Source organism: Streptomyces sp. NPDC057623 (assembly GCF_042800355.1).
Taxonomy (GTDB): Bacteria; Actinomycetota; Actinomycetes; order Streptomycetales; family Streptomycetaceae; genus Streptomyces.
This window is the reverse complement of record NZ_JBHVGZ010000068.1, coordinates 39275-53522: the sequence shown is the minus strand read 5'-3', so window position 1 is coordinate 53522 and position 14248 is coordinate 39275. Positions and strand designations below refer to the sequence as shown.

At 65.4% G+C, this 14248-nt stretch carries 16 protein-coding genes; 10 read left to right on the top strand and 6 right to left on the bottom strand.

Annotated features, from left to right (window positions below):
- The first annotated feature begins 378 nt into the window (after window positions 1-378).
- Window positions 379-618, top strand: a complete 240-nt coding sequence (locus ACFU95_RS41165) for a DUF397 domain-containing protein (protein ID WP_383839643.1) — start codon at window positions 379-381, stop codon at window positions 616-618.
- 102 nt (window positions 619-720) lie between these two features.
- Entirely contained in the window at window positions 721-1635 is a 915-nt protein-coding gene (locus ACFU95_RS41160) for a helix-turn-helix domain-containing protein (RefSeq protein WP_383839640.1), read from the top strand.
- 57 nt (window positions 1636-1692) lie between these two features.
- Here ACFU95_RS41160 and ACFU95_RS41155 read toward each other — a convergent pair whose 3' ends face one another.
- The 3 genes from ACFU95_RS41155 to ACFU95_RS41145 form a co-directional block, all read right to left on the bottom strand.
- Window positions 1693-2520 (bottom strand): SAM-dependent methyltransferase, encoded by an 828-nt coding sequence (locus ACFU95_RS41155; RefSeq protein ID WP_383839637.1) that lies wholly within the window; start codon window positions 2518-2520, stop codon window positions 1693-1695.
- A gap of 195 nt (window positions 2521-2715) precedes the next feature.
- Window positions 2716-3156 carry a hypothetical protein gene (locus ACFU95_RS41150; protein WP_383839634.1) on the bottom strand — a complete coding sequence of 147 codons (441 nt, stop codon included), beginning with the start codon at window positions 3154-3156 and terminating at the stop codon, window positions 2716-2718.
- Between the two features lie 1091 nt (window positions 3157-4247).
- A complete protein-coding gene (locus ACFU95_RS41145; RefSeq protein WP_383839631.1) occupies window positions 4248-4544 on the bottom strand; it encodes a hypothetical protein in 297 nt (98 codons plus the stop codon).
- Between the two features lie 874 nt (window positions 4545-5418).
- On the opposite strand from ACFU95_RS41145, the gene ACFU95_RS41140 reads away from it, so the two are divergent.
- Genes ACFU95_RS41140 through ACFU95_RS41130 form a run of 3 tightly spaced genes read left to right on the top strand, consistent with a single transcriptional unit; the run spans window position 5419 to window position 7951 of the window.
- On the top strand, window positions 5419-5952 hold the full coding sequence (locus tag ACFU95_RS41140) for a hypothetical protein (RefSeq protein WP_383839628.1): 534 nt from the start codon (window positions 5419-5421) through the stop codon (window positions 5950-5952).
- The gene (locus ACFU95_RS41135) at window positions 5949-7442 is read left to right on the top strand and encodes a terminase large subunit domain-containing protein (RefSeq protein ID WP_383839625.1); all 1494 of its coding nucleotides are present in this window, start codon (window positions 5949-5951) and stop codon (window positions 7440-7442) included. The genes ACFU95_RS41140 and ACFU95_RS41135 overlap by 4 nt, the downstream gene beginning before the upstream one ends.
- 47 nt (window positions 7443-7489) lie before the next feature.
- Window positions 7490-7951: a GNAT family N-acetyltransferase gene (locus tag ACFU95_RS41130; protein WP_383839622.1), complete on the top strand. Its 462-nt coding sequence runs from the start codon at window positions 7490-7492 to the stop codon at window positions 7949-7951.
- Window position 7952: 1 nt separating this feature from the next.
- Here the strand turns inward: ACFU95_RS41130 and ACFU95_RS41125 are convergent, their stop codons facing one another.
- Complete coding sequence (locus tag ACFU95_RS41125; protein ID WP_383839619.1) at window positions 7953-8906, bottom strand: helix-turn-helix domain-containing protein; 954 nt, start codon at window positions 8904-8906, stop codon at window positions 7953-7955.
- 149 nt (window positions 8907-9055) lie between these two features.
- Here ACFU95_RS41125 and ACFU95_RS41120 point away from each other — a divergent pair, with 149 nt between their 5' ends.
- The 3 genes from ACFU95_RS41120 to ACFU95_RS41110 all read left to right on the top strand — a co-directional run bounded on the left by ACFU95_RS41120 (window position 9056) and on the right by ACFU95_RS41110 (window position 12250).
- A complete protein-coding gene (locus ACFU95_RS41120) occupies window positions 9056-9721 on the top strand; it encodes a Crp/Fnr family transcriptional regulator (protein ID WP_383839616.1) in 666 nt (221 codons plus the stop codon).
- A gap of 283 nt (window positions 9722-10004) precedes the next feature.
- On the top strand, window positions 10005-10328 hold the full coding sequence (locus ACFU95_RS41115; RefSeq protein ID WP_383839613.1) for a hypothetical protein: 324 nt from the start codon (window positions 10005-10007) through the stop codon (window positions 10326-10328).
- Between the two features lie 152 nt (window positions 10329-10480).
- On the top strand, window positions 10481-12250 hold the full coding sequence (locus tag ACFU95_RS41110) for a hypothetical protein (protein ID WP_383839610.1): 1770 nt from the start codon (window positions 10481-10483) through the stop codon (window positions 12248-12250).
- Between the two features lie 49 nt (window positions 12251-12299).
- Here the strand turns inward: ACFU95_RS41110 and ACFU95_RS41105 are convergent, their stop codons facing one another.
- The gene (locus ACFU95_RS41105; RefSeq protein WP_383839608.1) at window positions 12300-12632 is read right to left on the bottom strand and encodes an Lsr2 family protein; all 333 of its coding nucleotides are present in this window, start codon (window positions 12630-12632) and stop codon (window positions 12300-12302) included.
- 263 nt (window positions 12633-12895) lie between these two features.
- On the bottom strand, window positions 12896-13267 hold the full coding sequence (locus tag ACFU95_RS41100; RefSeq protein WP_383839605.1) for a peptidoglycan-binding protein: 372 nt from the start codon (window positions 13265-13267) through the stop codon (window positions 12896-12898).
- A gap of 351 nt (window positions 13268-13618) precedes the next feature.
- Between ACFU95_RS41100 and ACFU95_RS41095 the strand changes: the two genes are divergently transcribed.
- Together ACFU95_RS41095 and ACFU95_RS41090 are read left to right on the top strand one after the other, a co-directional pair.
- Entirely contained in the window at window positions 13619-13975 is a 357-nt protein-coding gene (locus ACFU95_RS41095; RefSeq protein ID WP_383839603.1) for a DUF6233 domain-containing protein, read from the top strand.
- A gap of 44 nt (window positions 13976-14019) precedes the next feature.
- Window positions 14020-14232, top strand: a complete 213-nt coding sequence (locus tag ACFU95_RS41090; RefSeq protein ID WP_383839600.1) for a hypothetical protein — start codon at window positions 14020-14022, stop codon at window positions 14230-14232.
- Window positions 14233-14248 lie beyond the last annotated feature (16 nt).

Below are 14248 nucleotides of genomic sequence, written 5' to 3'. Positions count from 1 at the left end.
GACCCTCAGCAAGTCCTATCGTTGCAGGTCAAGGGCACTTTCCGTGTTTCTGATCAACTCTTGGACAGCCCACCTCGTGAAAGCGCGAGGCTAGGAGGCGTCGGTTCTTCCCGGCGGGAGTTCGTCCGGTGCAGGGGCATCCCGGGTGCTCGGAGGGTGGTAGCCGTCGCAGCGGCGTGGTGTGCGTGATGGACGACCTTTGCTCTTGCCGTGCCGGGGATAAGTAGTTTGATCGGGAAAGCTGAATCGAACTGCACTCTTTCGGGGAAGTGTTCGCCCGGGATAATCGTTCTACCCTTGCATGCACGGTGCTTCCGGTTCCCATATGGGAATCGGGTGCATGGCAGGTTGGATCACCGCGACGAAGCATCAGTGAGGATGGCCATGAAGATTGGGAACGGTGTCCCGGCGTGTGAAATCGAGGGCGTTACCTGGCTGAAGGCTCGGGCGAGCATCGGGGCGGGTGAATGTGTCGAAGTGGCAGGTCTGCCGGATGGAGGTGTCGCTGTCCGGAACTCGCGGGATCCAGAAGGCCCGGCTCTCGTGTTCACGCGAGCCGAACTGCGGGCTTTCCTGTGTGGCGCGAAGGAAGCGGAGTTCGACTCCCTGGCTGCTTAGTAGTTGAGCGCAGAGGAATGCTCTGGCCATGACTTGTGGCGGTGGGTCTGCGTTCGGCATCCTGGTGCCAATTTTGTGTGCCCGTGAATGTTCGGAGTGTGTATGCCCGCCGCTCGCAAGTTGCAGCCTGAGCCCGGCGCTGCTGTCGTACGCTTAAACGCTTCGGACGAGCAGCGCCCCGCCAGTCGGTTGTTGGGCGAGGAATTGCGCCATCACCGCGAGCGGCTTGGGTACACGCTGGCTGATGCCGCGCAGGTGATCAGGGCTTCTACGTCCAAGGTGAGCCGTCTGGAACGGGGGGAGAGTCCTGCCAAGCCGCGAGACGTGCACGACCTTGCGGTGTTCTACGACTTGTCCCGTGAGGACCAGAGCCAACTGGACCAGCTTCTGGCGCAGGCCACCAATGCGGACCTCTACGCCCGTTTCGCGGATGTGACTCCCGGTTTTCTGCGGCGTCTCATCCGCCTGGAAGGAACCGCGGAGACAATCTCCGTCTTTGAGCCCCGTGTTGTGCCCGGGCTACTACAGACGGCAGCCTACGCGCGGGCGATCGTCAAGTTGGTGGAGGTCGACCGGTCCGACGCTGATATCGAACGCATCGTTGACTTGCGCATGCGGCGCCAGCTCATGCTCGACAACGGTGTTCCTGCTCTGGCCGCTCTCATCGGCGAGGAGGTCCTCTACCGGCCGTACGGCACCGCTGCCGTGATGGTTGAGCAGGTGCGTTTTCTCCTGAGGGCGACGAGGACGGGACGTGTCAATGTGCGTGTCGTCCGCAAGGAGGCCATGGTGCCTCCTCACCCGCTCTTCCATCTCAAGTTCCGCGAGGGCGACTGGCAGGAGCTGGCCTACGTCGAGCACCTCGACGGAGCGAGCTACATAACGCAGAAACGGCAGTTGGACAAGTATCGCCGGCTGCTGGACAACGTGCGCGCGAATGCGTACGAGCGTGTGGGAAGTGTTGCTGCGCTGGAGGAAGCCCTGCGGCACTGGGAGGATCTGGCTGCTAAGGAGTAGTCGGCTGGAGGAGCCCGGGCTCGTCTCCGGCCCCCTCCGAAGACGGCTGCGCCTGGTTCAGGCGGGGATGCGGCCGACGCCGCCCCACTCGACCCAGTCGGTCGGGCGACGGTCATCGGGGGGCGGCGGGCTGTCGGGCCGCCAGTCCATCACGTTGACCAGCCCGGGTGGGTCTTCAATTTCCAGGTGGTCGAAGTACCGCCGTACCTCGCTGGGTTCACGGACCCGTCCCCACTTGCCGTTCGTGGCTCCTTCCATGAGCTGCGTGACGCCTTGGCGGACGGCGGGGTCGTCACTTACGAGTTGGCAGATGACCATGTAGCTGCCGGGGGCGAGCTGGTCGGCGACTGCCTTGATCACGGCTGCTGGGTCCCGCTCGTCATCGGTGTCGGGCAGGCAGTGCAGCACAGAGACGAACAACGCCGCGATGGGACGGTTCCAGTCGAGGAAGCCGTCGGTGGCCTGCCGGATGCTGTGGGTTTCGCGCATGTCGTAGTCGAGAACCCTGGTGTTCTCGTTGTCGTCCAGTGAGGTACGGGCGTGGGCGAGGACCATGGGGTCGTTGTCGACGTAGACAACTTTTGCGTCAGGGCGGGCTCGCTGTGCGACCTCGTGGACATTGTCCTGGGTGGGAAGGCCTGAGCCGTGGTCGAGGAATTGGGTGATTCCCCTCTCGGTGGCCAGGATGCGCACGACACGCCGGAGGAATTCCCTGTTTGTGCGCGCGAGGTGCTGGCTGCTTGGTGCGATTTCCAGGAGCTTGCCGCATGCGGCGCGGTCGACCTCGTAGTTCTCTGTCCCGCCTAGGAGCCAGTCATACATACGTGCGGCACTGGCCATGCTGGTGTCAATGAAGTGAGTTTGGGGTTTCTCCCCGTGGGTCATAGATGTTCCCCCTGAGCCTTGGCGCGGGCCTGCTGTGCTGAAGTGGGTAGGGGGATCATCCTAGGAGTCGGTCGCGGAGGCGGCTAGTCGCTCAAAAGGGCGTAGAAGCAGGCTAGTTGGCTGTCACGAACGTGTGGTTGTCTGCCGGCGCGCACCCTCGTTCTGAGGGCGCGCGCCGGTCCGCGGCGGGCCACCTCAGGAGTCGAGCAGGCCGCCGAATTCCCGCTCGGCGCCACGCAGCAGCGCCCGGGCATCAGGGCCCGCAAGGCCCATCAGGCCGGCAGCGCGCTCAACGGGCAGACTGAGACGACGGTGCAGGAGCAAGATGTCAGCCTGGTCGTCGCGCAGAACTGCATGGAACCGTCCCGCCCGGCTGGCCGCGCCGATCGCACGATGACGTGCCTCGGAGCGCAGCTCCCTCCAGACTTGGGCGGCCGGACATGCGCTAGCCAGTACGGCAATCCAGCGCATACCCACAGCATCCAGCACTGTATCAACGCAACGCTTCGCTTCTGCCTGGTCCTCAATGCGCACCAGTGCGTACCGCAGGTACGCATCCCGGTAGGTCTCGCAGAAGGCAGTGAACTCCAGCCCGAACGAGTCAGGGTGGGACGCGTGTGTGTGGCGTCTGCTCACGCTCGCCCCTCTCTGCCGCCAGTGGTGTGCTGGGCAGCCTGTATGGCTGCTTGCAGGCACGGGAACCTGGATGGATCCGCTCCTAGTTCCGCTAGGAGATCTCTGAGTTCGGGTCGGTCCCATGGCGCGTTCCCGATCGCCTCCGAGCCCACCTTGTCTGTGCCCAGACTGGACAACCGCGCACCGCACCGCTCTGCGGTCGCGAGCCCTGCACCAGCGCCCGGTTTCTCCGTTTCTGGCTCGCCCCAGGCTTGCTGCCATAGCAGCCGCATCTCTTGAGGCTCGCCCCCCAGGACATGCGAGAGCATGTAAGTCTCCGGCCAGGAGGCGACCGAGCAGCCGCCCAGCACGGACGCGATATCCGGGACAGGCAGGGCGGTCAGGGCCGCGACCTGGCGGAGACTGACGCTCGACCGGCTGTGAAGCGCGTGCAGCGCAGCACCGAGTTCCCGTGCGGCGGAGCAGGACTGCACAGCGGCATGCCGGCCGGGATCGGTGTCCCCGGCAGGCAAGTGCCAGTTGCGGCACGTCTGCAGGGCCGATGCGGCGGGAAGTGGCGTGCGGGCCGCCACGAGGCGGGGGACTCGATCGCCGCCCCACCGGGCCTTAGCGGACCCTTCAGCCACATCAGCCGCAGCCGCGACCTCGGCCCAGGCCATTCCGGTCTGACGCGCTTTGTCGACCGCGACGGCCGCAAGACACTCTGCGTCCTCACGAAGCCGTCCGGTCAGTTCCAGCGCGTGCGCCAAGGACAGCTCGCCGGAGTCCGCAACGCACAGCTGTCGGGCCCGGACGTAAAGGTCGTCGGCGATCGACTCCCAGAGACCGTGTGCTGGCCCGGACGTGTGCCGCGCACGGTCACGCCGACGCTGCGCCCTCCGCCGGCACCCGGAGTTGCAGTAATCCTTCGGGCGCCCGCCCTTCTTCGATCGCTTGACGCCCTTCCCGCAGAAGCCGCATCGTCGTCCTGTAGATGGCACTGTCAACGCAAGTTCCCTTCGCCCCCTGGGCGCGGTCGCCCACAGCTCCAGGGCTCCATCAGATCTGCGGTGCCGGGGGAGCCATGACGGCTCCCCCGGCAGATCGGGGACTCAGCCCCGGCGGAACCGCAGGATGCGGAGATAGCTGCGGCGGGACAATGCGAGCAGGCTCACCGCCGCAGGGGGAACCAGTGCCCACACACCGGAAATACCTGTTGGCGCGGGCAAGTTGGCTGGCATCAGGAAGATGACGGCCACCACCAAGATGACGACGATCAGCAGGCTTGCACACAGCCTCACATCGACGAGTGTGGTGATACGGGTTTCGCCACCACCCGGCGTAGGGATAATCCCAACGTGAGGTTCCGGGGAAGAGGTTTGAAGCTCCCCAGCCTTCCAAGAGGTCATTTACTCGACCCTTTCCATGGTTTGTCGATGACCTGACAGGCGGCCTCGGGATGCCCCCCGGGGCCGCTTCCATGACAGCCTGCCATCGCCCGGCTGCATGTGGTCACGCCACCATATCGTCACACCCAGACCATTCGCTTCGCGATCTCGCTCTTTCCCCTCATGCAAGTCGCTCCCCCATGCAAGCGTTGCAGAAATGTTCAATTCGAATCAGAAGCTTGACTTTTCCGGTCACCTCTCGACCTTTTTCGGCGCTATCTGTCGATTCGCATCGCACATTTTGGTTAGGAAATGCACGCTGGCGACACATGGCGAGGTGGCGCATGGTGTCACGTCGATTTCGTGGAAGGCTCGAACGACTACAAGAGGAATCGTCTCTTCCATCCCGAATGAACGCGCACATGGGAAAGAAGCGAACTTGCAGATGCGAAAATCTCTGACCGCTTGACCGCCCAGAGACCTGGACTTCCGCAGGAAACATCCCAGGTCAGGCCTCCACCTACGGTGGCGATAAAGCGACTTTACTGGACGAGAACGCCGATTGGCTGACGGCGATCGAGGTGTCAAATCCCGACGGGGATGCAACGCACAAGTGCCGGGGCCTCCGAGAGTCTCTCCACGCCGCTGCATCCACGGCCTCCGGGGGGCCGGGCATGGATCATGTGAGAGCGGGGAGGCGTTGCCGTCAGCGTTGGCGGCCTGAGGACCTGGATGTGCCCGCGCGGACGCCATCGTCGTGCGCACAGGCGGCTCGCGCGCGAGTTCTCGTCTGGCGCGGCTCCGCTGGCGAAGGATCCGCTGTTGATGTCTACCCTTGCCCTCTGGGACATGGATCAGAGTCGGCGGCGCAGGGGAGAAGGAAGGCCATCCGGTGATGGACTGGGGAGCCGTCGACCCCTGGGAGCGCCAGGAGCACGAGTCTCCTGCGGCGTTCGAGGCGTTCGCTGCGTACAGGGGACTGGGTCCGGCGCGGAGTGTCACGAAGGTGGCACGGGAGTTGGGTAAATCCCGCACGTTGGTGGGTCGGTGGTCGCGGCGGTTCGCGTGGGTGGTGCGGGCGGCGGCGTTTGACCGGGAGCGGGACCGGTTGTTCATTGCGGAGCAGGCACATGCGCGGAAGGAAATCGCGCGTAGGCACGCGAAGTTGGCGCAGGCGGTGCAGAGCAAGGCGGTTGCTCGGCTGCAGACGCTCGATCCGAGGGAGCTGTCGCCGTCGGAGTTGCTGCGGTACATCCAGGTGGCGGCGGAGATTGAGCGGCGGGCTGTGGGCGAGGCGCCGGTTGCCGGGTCGGCAGAGGACCGGGACCAGGGCGTGGACGTCGCTGCGCTGTCGGATGAGGATCGCCGGGCTCGGATGGTCCAGCTGCGCAAGGAGCTGGAGCGCCGGTTGTCGGAGGGCGGGCAGTGACCCGGGGGCGGGCCAAGCGCCGGATGGTCGAGCAGTTCGCGGACCCGTCGGTGATGAGTGAGGAGCAGCTCAAGGTCGAGGTCGCGGCACTGGTGCGGGCGGATGAGCTGTCGGCGCGGCGGTGGGCGTGTGAGGTCCCGGACTGTGACGGGCTGCCCCATGCGGGGTGGCTGCATCACCATGCTCGTGCGGCGCAGCGGCGGCCGTTGTGGTTGTGGACGGTGTGGATGCTCCTCACTGGCCGTGGCTGGGGTAAGTCCCGGACGGCGGCTGAGGCGGTGCGGGAGTGGGCGAAGACGCCGGGGTTGCAGATCGCGGTGGTGGCGAAGAACGCCACGCTGGTACGGGACATCTGCTTCGAGTCCCCGAAGTCAGGGCTGCTGTCAGTGTTCCCGCCGGAGGAGGTGGCGAAGTACAACTCGTCGCTCGGTGACACGGTGCTGCGGTTGAAGAACGGCACGCTGATCCGTGGGTTCGGTGCGGAGACACCGGACAACCTGCGTGGCTGGGCGTTCGACAAGGCGTGGTTGGACGAGTACGCAGCCTGGTCGCGGTACACCGCGCAAGAGGTATACGACATGGTGTGGTTCTGCCTGCGCGAGGCGGAGACCCCGCAGGTCGTTATCTCCACCACGCCCAAGCCGCTCCCGCACGTGAAGCGGTTGGTTGAGCGCGGTCGCGCCCAGGAGCAGGCGCACCGGGAGGGTGGGGCGCCGCCTCGGGTGGTGCTGACGCGTGGGCATATGCGGGAGAACGACGCGAATCTGTCGGCGGCGGCTCGGGAGGAGTTGGAGGAGGAGTACGCCGGCACCCGGCTGGGTCGGCAGGAGCTGTCGGGTGAGCTGCTTGAGGATGTGGAGGGCGCGCTGTGGAAGGGCTGGATGCTGGAGGTCGAAGGCTTCCGTCCTCGGCCCGAGCACCTGCCGGACCTTCAGCGTCTGGTCGTGGCCGTCGACCCGGCGACGAAGTCGCATGAGAACGCGGACATGACTGCCTTCACCGTTGCCGGTCGCGGCTACCCGGTGGAGTCGTTGTTCGGGGACGAGCGGCCCCGCGGGTATCTGCTGCACTGCGAGCAGGACCGGCACACGCCGACGCAGGCGATGAAGCGGGCCGCGAAGCTGTATCACGAGCATCGTGCGGACTGCGTGGTCATTGAGGCGAACAACGGCGGCGACTACCTGCCCGCACTGCTGGAGCAGGTCGACCCGACGGTGAACTGGCGAATCGTTCATGCAACGCGGGGGAAGCGTGCGCGGGCGGCCCCGGCGGCGCAGCTGTATGAGCAGGCGCGCGTGCATCATGTGGGCTCGGCGCGGGTGTTCGCGGAGTTGGAGGAGCAGATGACGACGTTCGTCGGCCAGGGCGAGACGGAGGACTCACCGGACCTTCTGGACTCGGCAGTATGGGCACTGTGGGACTTGTTCCTCGACCCGGCGATGCCGCCCCCTCGTGGGGGCGATGATCGTCGGTTCCGGGGGCGTCGCTGACTAGTGCCGCATCAGGCAAAGTTTGCCTCGTCTGTCAGACTGCTCGGGTGATCGTCAGACTCGCGCGAGAGCAGGACTTCCCTGGTTTTCTCGGCTTGGCAGCCCAGGTCCAGCACTGGTTCGGCCCGATGGTCGAGGATCCCGGTTTCCATAGCGCCGTGGATAAGCACATTCGTCGGTCCACGGCGCTCGTCGCCGTTGCGGGATCGGATCTCCTCGGCGGCCTGCTCTTTGGTGCGAAGCCCCCGATTTATCACGTCCATTGGCTCGTCGTCTCAGAGAAGGCACGCGGGAAAGGCGTCGGTGGGGCGCTGATGGCTGACGCCAGACGCAGGTTCGTGCTTGGCCCGGGCAGCATTGAGGTGGTCACTTTCGGGGCCGACCACCCGGGCGCCGTCGCCAGCGGTGCACGCGCCTTCTACGAACGTCTCGGTTTCATCTCAGCCGAGGCCACCGATCCAGGCCTGGAGGGCGGTTCCCGGCAGGTCTATCGCCGGTCGGTCACCTGATTCAGGCGACATTCGCCCTGGCGGCGACCTCGCGAAGGAGTTCGTCTGCGCTGTGTTTGTTCCGCCAGATTATGTAGCGACGGATCATGCTCCCCTGCTCCTTGTGGCTGGCATGATCGGTGCCGTCCAGCGTGAAGTAGCGCAGGGCGGTGAACTGGGCCTCGATGCGGTTGAGCCAGGAGCTGTTGGTCGGCGTGTAGGCGAACTCGACGTTGCTGGCCGCGGCCCATTCGCCGACCCGGCTGTCCTTCTTCGTGGTCAGGTGCGTCGCCCGTCTCCTGGGCCTCGGTTCCCGTTCGGAGTCCTTGTGCTTGCCGCCGCGCTCAGCCCACTGTCGGCCGGGGTGGGGCTGGAGGTTGAGCGGGCCGAACTCGTCCAGGCAGAAGATGACTTCGGGCTCGTCCTCCTCGGGTATGACCTCACCGTCGGCGATGGCGTAGAGGTGCTCGACGCGGGCCTTCCTGGCGGCGTAGACGGGGTCGTGGGAGGTCTTCCAGGTCTTTATACGTTGAAACGAGACGCCCTCCTCGCGGAGCAGGACCCGAAGGCCTTCGTGGCTGATGTCATCGACCACCCCCTCGGCGACTAGAAAGCCGGCTAGCTTGGCCAGGCTCCAGGTCGAGAACGGCAGGCCGTGCTCGACCGGCTTGGACTTGGCGATCTTCTTGATCTCGCACCGCTCGGGCAGGGTGAACACCTTGGGCCGGCCGCCCTTGTACCTCGGGTAGAGCGAATCGAAGCTGTCCGCGTTGAAGTTGTGGATCACGTCCCGGACCCGGTCAGCACTAGTGAATGTCACCTCGGCGATCTTCGCCTCGGGCATGCCCTGCGCGGACGGCAACACCATCTGGGCTCGCCGCCAGGTCACCACCGACCCCGTGCCCCGGCGGATGATCCGCAGCAGGCGCTGCCCCTCGTCATCATCGATCTCGCGGACGCGTATTCGTTCTGCCACCCAGACAGCCTGGCGAACACCGCACCGTCCGGACCAACATCCGAACGGCGCGTCACATCACTACAGGGCAAAGGTTCTCTGATGCGGCACTAGCATCAGTAGATTGCGCATTTCGCCATATTTCTTTGCGTAGAACTACACTCATGGCCATGACTGATGGCCAGAGGTTGCCGATTTCCGATGAGCAGCGCAGGGAGCTGGAGGCGTTGGGTCAGCGCGTTCAGTTCCCTGCGAACCACGTGATCTTTTGGGAGGGGCAGCCTTCCCGCTCGGTCCTGATCATTCAGGAGGGGCACGTTGCGGTGATGCAGAAGGCGGAGGACGGGACTGAAGTGCTTCTGGCCGTCCGTGGGCCTGGTGAGGTGATGGGCGATGAGGGTGCCCTGATGGATGAGCCGAGGTCGGCCACGGTGAAGGCGGTGAGCGATGTTGTGGGGTTGGACATCACCGCAGGTGACCTCTTGAGATTCGTTGATGAACATCATCTGTGGCCTGACATGTATCGGAATGCGGTTCGGCGGCGTCGCGAGTCGGATACGGAGAGGTCTCTCCTTGCGCGCCTCACGGTCAGGAGTCGGTTTGCTCGCGTGCTGCTCGACTTGGCCGTGGAGGCGGGGGAGGAGGTGGATGGTCGTTGGGAGATCGACGTGGAGCTGTCTCAGCAGGACATGGCCAGCAGGGTCGGCGCCTCTCGGGAGGCGGTTGCAAAGGTGCTGAGGGATCTTCGGGAGAGAGGGGTGCTTGAGACGGGGCGGCGCAGGTTGACTCTGACCAAGCCGGACGTGTTGCGTACGATTGCAGCTGGCGACTTGTAGACATCCACTTCCTTCTGTGTATTCTTACATAGAAGGGGGTGGAGCCTTCCTGGCTCTGCTGTTGGGCTCGTGGGGGCTGATCGTGACGTTGCAGGTGGTTGGCGCGTTTTGCATTCTCGTTGCGCTTCTCGGTGACCGGTTAAAGGTCAGCGACGTGGAGGTCACTGGGCTGTCGCGAGCCCGGGCTGCTGTGCTAATCGCGGTAGGCATCGTGTTCGTTGGGCTTGGGCTGCTGCCCGGCGCGGGAGTGTCGTGATGGGCGACTGGGACTGGAAGGTGCGTCATGCCAGATGAACTTGGCCCGTTTCAGGGCATCTGGGATGCCTGGATCGAGGTGCAGGAGGAGATGGCCCGCAAGCCCATCTCGCACTTTGAGCGCGCCGTGCAGATCCAGTTCGATGAGCTCAGGGCCCACCTCGCCGAAGGAGACCGTGAAGCGGCAGCACGCGAGATGGTGGACGTGATCAGCGTTGCCCTCAATGCGCTGCGCAAGCTCGGCTACACACCCGAGGAGATCAGCGAGATCGCCCAAGGCCGCGCCGAGCAGCGGATGAAGGGGCGAGCGCAAGAGATACTCGACAAGTACGAGATGGTTCACCACATCTGAGCTGCCGCGGTGCAGATCCGGCATGAACTTCAAAAGATGGCCTCCACTCGGTGGAGGCCATCCTCATGAGTCACGCGAACCGTCAAGACGTCCCTCGCAGGCCCTCTGGATGACACGGAGGTCGTCCACTGCAAGTTTCCGGCTGAGACGGCGTGTGCCTGGCATCGGACGGTTGCGCTGGCCACTTCCCCCTTGATCGTTACCCTGAAGCGTGGCGTGGGGCCGAGCTTCCTGGAGTGGTTGTGGGCCTTCGTCAATTCGTGATCGACGCCTGGTCGTGGCTGAACTACAAGCCAGTGATGGCCGATGCCGGCCGACCGTCGAGCCAGGCATTCCCGGAGCTGGCGGCCTCGTGGCTGCCGGCGCATGAACTGCGCAGGCTGGCGGCCTACAAGGTGCTCGCCTCGTACGACAACAACCAGGCTGGACAGCTCGCGGCGGCTGCGGGTGATGAGGCAGCGTTGGAGCGGCGGGAGCTCGGGGACGCGGCGAACCTGGTCGACACGGCGCTCGGCTACCTGCTCGGGTCGGATCAGCAGATCGCGGTGGCTGGTGCTGAGCACGCTGATGAGGGGTCTCCGGAGCCGGGTGCGACGGAGGCCGCGGCGGTTCAGGAGCGGCTGCGGAAGTGGGCTGAGAAGGAGCTGCTGTCGCTGCGGATCCAGCAGGCGGAGCGTACTGCTGCGCTGCTGGGTGACGGGGTGTATGTGCTGGCGTGGAATCCGGAGAAGCAGCGGCCAACGCTTCAGGTCGAGGACCCGGGGTTCTTCTTTCCGCAGTGGGATGACAGCCAGGACGAGGACTTTCCGTCGCGGGTGCATCTGGCGTGGGAGCTGCCGGAGGACGAGGAGGCGGGGGTGAAGGCCCGGGTGCGTCGGGTGACGTACGAGCTGGGCCCGATCTCCGAGGACGCCACCATGGTGCGGCACTACCCGTGGGAGCCGGGGCGTGCGTCGAACGTGACCTGTTATCTGACGGACGCCGAGTGGCTGCTGGAGGACCTCAAGCGCGGGCAGACACTGGACCGGCTGCCGATGGACAAGGCCGTCTTCCGGGTGCGTCCGGATGGTACGGAGCTGAACCGGCTGGATCTGGTGATCGACTTCGTGCCGGTCATCCACCTCACGAACACGATCCCGGACGCTGGGGAGCACTGGGGGCGCTCCGTTCTCGCCCGGGTGCTCCAAGGGTTGGACGAGTTGGCGGCGACGGATTCGGACAGCTCGGCGGCGAGCGCGACGACGGGCACGCCGATCATCGGATTGGCGGGGGCGCGGCTGCCGGTGGACCGGTCGGGCAGGCCGGAGAAGTTGAAGGTGGAGGCCGGCGCGGTGTGGCAGCTCGGCGACAGCGGGCGCATGGACGCGCTGGACACCTCACCTCAGCTGGCTGAGCTACGGGCCCGGGTCGAGCACCTGCTGGACCGGATCGCGGCGAACTCGCGGATCACAGCGGCCGGGCTGGGCACACTGGACGCTGCCGACGTGCCGTCCGGGTACGCGTTCAAGTTGGCGCTGGCGCCGCTGGATGCGCTGGTGGGAATGATGCGGCTGGCCCGGGAACACAAGTACCGGTTGCTGCTGAAGTTCGTGCAGCGGCTGTATCAGGCGGGTCGTGCGGAGGGCTGGGCGGCGGGGGAGTCGTTCTCGGCCCGGTTGGCGTGGGCGCCGCACACTCCGACGGACCGGGCCGCGGTGTTGGACGAGGTCGTCACGGCGTTCGGGGCGGGCGTGTTCTCGCTGGACACGGCGGTGCAGATGCTGCTGGACGCGGGCTATCCGATCGACGACGCCTCTCAGGAGGTAGCGCGGATCCGTGCTCGGGCCGAGGAGGACGCTGCGGCTCGAGTTGCCGAGGCGGCCGCCGCGCGCGATGGCCGTCGCTCGCCCGATCAGGATGATCTGGCGTCCGCTGCCGTCTGAGCCCTACCTGCCCCGGCGCCGGTCTCACCCCGGGGCAGTCATTTGGGTGTCAGTGGGAGGCGTCGAACGCCTCTCGGATTTCCTTGGGGACGCGACCGCGGTCGTTCACCTCATGGTTGTTCGCGCGTGCCCACGCACGAACCTCTTCCGCGCTGGGACCCTCCGTGGGGTTCTTGCGTGTCCGACCTGCATCCTTTGCTCGTCCTAGCTTTCGGCCGCTCTCAATGAACGGCCGGAACGCCGCGTCCAGCTTGTCGTAATTTTCCGGCGTGAGGTCGATTTCGTAGTTCACGCCGTTCAGGGAAAACTTGTGGGTGCTGACCTCGTCCGATTCCGCACCGGTGAGGTCGTCGGTGTAGATAGTGACAACTTTCTGAACCATGCCTGGATGCTACCCAGCCGCCTTCGGGGGTGATCCGGGGATGGTGCTGGCGGGGACGTTGTGACCTCCAGCGATAGATGGCCATAGACACTGAGAAGCCCACTGGTGAGTGGCTGGCGCTCGACTGTGGTTGGCCATTCTCCTCGGAGAAAGTTGGCCACTCCGTTCACGAAGTAGGCGCGACTGGTCCCCTTCCACAGGCGGAGTCCGAAAGGTAGCGGCCCGCCTCCGCACGCACGAAGGCGGGCCGCTGCGAAGAAGTGTCACCCTGTCCAGCAGAGATACACGTCGCGCAGGTACGGCCAGGTCTTTGGTCCGATCAGGCCGTCGACGACCAGGGTCCCACTACCGCAGAGTTCGTTGACCCTGGTCTGGAACCTCTTTGCGGCTGCCTTCGAGTTGCTTCCGAAGATGCCGTCGACGGTCCCAAGTTCGTATCCCTTGTACTCCAGCAGGCACTGGGCCTCCTTGCCTGAGGCCGATACCGACGAGGACGAGGGCTGAACGGTGTTGCCGCTGTAGTACCCGGCGTAGTACTTGTCACCCGGCGCCGAGCCGGTGTCTGTGACGTTGCATGCGTATGCCTGAGTGCCGAGTTCGGCTGCCGTAGCCGATGTGGCCGCCAGGCCTGACATGCACAGCGCGCCTGCCCCCAAGACCAATCCGAGCCTTACTCCAAAACGCATGAGGTTCCCCCACTGATGCTGGTGAGATGCAGAGACACTCAGGTCTTTGCAGATGAAGTGCGCACGCACTGCAGAGGTCGTGCTTGGACAGTCTCGGGCTACTTCACGATGTGCCGTACCTATAACGTTTCAGGGAGTGGTGGGCCCCCTGCTCCCGGGCCCTCTGGCTCGTCAAGCCTCCGCAGGCCAGTTGTTGCTGCGTGTGGCCAACTAACGCTGAGCGTCACAGACGTCGGGGTGTCATTCAGGCGTAGAATCGAACGCGCGAACGAGTTGCCACCGGATCCTGAGCGCCTGCGCGTGATCCTGGCGTACCTCGACAAGCAGGTCGCTGACAACGAGACCGTGGGCATCTACCTGCGCCTGCAGCGCGACGCCGTGCAGCGCGCCCTGGCTACAGCCAAGCGCCCGATCCCCGCCCACCGGGAGCGCCTCGGGCGCCCGATCGCACGGCCGGGCGTGTATCTACGGGAGCCGAAGGTGAGCCGCGATAATCCGAACCCGCCCCTTGTCCACACCTCGGACTGCAAGATGGTCACGCGCAATCCCGGTGAGGTCGATGCGCACAGGGCGCGGCTGGCATTGACGCAGGAGTTCGTGGGTGCGGAGCCGTGTCCGATCTGCAGGCCGGACACCGCATTGGGGCTCCTCGAATGACTGGCCGCGATGCGGGACCGTACGTCGCGGATGATCCTGAGGGCATGGCTGGGCCGATTCGGGTGGTCGTGCAGCCGCCGTCGGCGACGGGCGGTCGGCGCGTTCGCGTCGACGGCGAGATCCTCGGGCTGGCGTACGGCGTGCGTGACGTCGCCGAGTTCCTGCGCCGGGCGGGTCTGGAGGTTGATCCCTCTGTGGTGGCGCAGGTGCCGTGGATCGACTGGCGTGCAGTCGGCCCCGAGGACTGGGGTCCGTAGCTGGGGCGATGAGTTA